Below are 1,913 nucleotides of genomic sequence, written 5' to 3' on the forward strand. Positions count from 1 at the left end.
CTTCAGATATATCTGAAGATATTGCTATTTAAACATTCCCCTCAGGCGGCCGTAGAGGGGCCCGAAGTAGGCGCAGAGCCCCGGGTCTATCTTCACCTCCTCGGGATCGAAGTCCCCCATCTCGACGGGAGCTCCCCTTATGACCACGAATGGGACCGATTCGTCCCCCTCCCCCATCAGCAGGTGGGCCGCCGAGGCCAGGTCGTCGGCGACGTTGAGTGTGGTCACGAGTATCCTCTTCCCGTAAAGGTCCTCCCTCCCCCTGAAGTCCCTTATGCCCCTGAAGCCCGCTATGCCCAAGGCCAGGCCCGTGGTCCCCATCCTCAGGGGTGAGAGCCTGCTGTCGACTATTATCACGCCCACCCTCTTCCCGGTCCTCCTCTCTATCTCCTCCCTTATCCTCCTGGCCTCGAGGTTTGGATCCTCGGGCCAGAGGGCCGCTTTCCCCTCAGGAGCGTTCTTGTGATCTATCCCTGCGTTCGCGATGAGTATGCCATCCTTCACGGTCAGTATGGTCCTCATTGAGGTTCCTATGATAGCATCCGCGTTCCTTATGACGAGCTCCGCGAACCCGGGCTCTAGCCCGGACTCCCTGGCCAACCTCAGGGCCTCCTCAGATGGCTCTATGCTCTCGTAGTCCACGAACCTTCCCTCGCTGGCAGCTATGGCCTTGTCTGAGATCGCGATTATGTCTCGATCCTCGAGCTCGAGCCTCGAGAGCAGGATCCCAACTAGGTCATCTCCCTCCCTTATCAGAGGGGTCCTCACGGGGATCAGCTCCATCCTCATACCTCCAGGGGGCATCCCATCCTCATCGCGACACCGATGAGCTCCCCGGCTATTTTAAGCTTCTCCCTCTTCCTAGCGATGTCCTTCCCGGATCTTATGTCGTAATCAGAGATGGAGCCTAGGTCGAAGCCCGCCAACCTTATCGAGCTCGCCCCGGCAGCGCAAGCTAGGAATACCGCCCTGTCACCATCGGTGAATCCACCGAAGTTGTGCACCCTGGTCGTGGGCTCCACCTGCGTGGTCGCGACGAGCTCCTCCAGTCCTGGGACTAGGCTCAGCAGCCTGTGCATGTTGTCACCGTGGGCGTGCACAACCTTCACGCCCCCCATCCTTAGTATCTCCGGGGGCCCGTCCAGATCGCTCACTATCACCTGGGGCTCCCTCCCGGTGAGGAGGAAGTAGTTGTAGGCCGCCGCATCGGCTGCGATCACTATCTCATCCCGGGGATGGACCTCCCTGAGGGAGGGACCGTTTCCAAGGACCAGCACCCTCTCCCCCCTTATCAGGTCCTCCAGGAAGTCCGTTAGGTCCCTCTTCCCCCTCATGAGCGCGTCCATCACCTTGGTCGCGCACCTGTCAGCCTCCACGTCCAGCCCGAGCCTCTCAGCTATGCTGAGGTAGATGGGCATCCAGAATGCCAGGTCTATCTCCCTCACAGGACTTCGACCATCGACCGGCTTATATCCTCCACCGCCCGCACCGCTTATGTTCCTCAGGGCCGATCTCTCTGGAGTCAGGGTGGGACTCGGGGAGCCTGTTAAGGTGATCGGAGTCATAAACGTCAGCCCCGAATCCTTCTACAGGGGCTCAGTGGTTCGGGATGCGGAGGAGGCCCTGGCGAGGGCCGAGAGGATGGTGGAGGAGGGCGCCTCCATAATAGACGTGGGGGGCATGAGCACCGCCCCCTACCTGGAGACCGAGGTCAGCGGGGATGAGGAGATGAGGAGGCTCGTCCCGGTCATAAGGAGGCTCGTAGATCTCGGGGTCCCCATATCGGTGGACGCCCACAGGTACGGGGTGGTCCTGGCGGCCGTTGAGGCCGGCGCAACCGTGGTGAACGACGTCACCTGCCTCTCGGATGAGAGGATAGCCGAGCTTGTGGCTTCAAGGGACCTCTCCCTGAT

At 60.8% G+C, this 1,913-nt stretch carries 3 protein-coding genes; 1 reads left to right on the forward strand and 2 read right to left on the reverse strand.

Features of this window, described 5'->3' with window-relative positions; all coding sequences use genetic code 11:
- Positions 1-24: 24 nt before the first annotated feature.
- Complete coding sequence (cofE, locus tag BA066_07795; GenBank protein ID RDD52788.1) at positions 25-804, reverse strand: coenzyme F420-0:L-glutamate ligase; 780 nt, start codon at positions 802-804, stop codon at positions 25-27.
- Entirely contained in the window at positions 786-1,418 is a 633-nt protein-coding gene (locus BA066_07800; GenBank protein ID RDD52790.1) for a DUF115 domain-containing protein, read from the reverse strand. Before BA066_07800 ends, cofE begins: the two co-directional genes overlap by 19 nt.
- 76 nt (positions 1,419-1,494) lie before the next feature.
- Here BA066_07800 and BA066_07805 point away from each other — a divergent pair.
- Positions 1,495-1,913 (forward strand): dihydropteroate synthase (locus BA066_07805; GenBank protein RDD52789.1); only part of this gene is annotated, 419 nt, incomplete at its 3' end.

This window comes from Candidatus Korarchaeota archaeon NZ13-K, assembly GCA_003344655.1.
Classification (GTDB): domain Archaea; phylum Korarchaeota; class Korarchaeia; order Korarchaeales; family Korarchaeaceae; genus Korarchaeum.

What these genes read in the sequence shown, in the direction of transcription:
- cofE (RDD52788.1), bottom strand. Translation starts at nt 804, where the DNA reads ATGCCCCCTGGAGGTATGAGGATGGAGCTGATCCCCGTGAGGACCCCT.
- BA066_07800 (RDD52790.1), bottom strand. Translation starts at nt 1,418, where the DNA reads ATGCCCATCTACCTCAGCATAGCTGAGAGGCTCGGGCTGGACGTGGAG.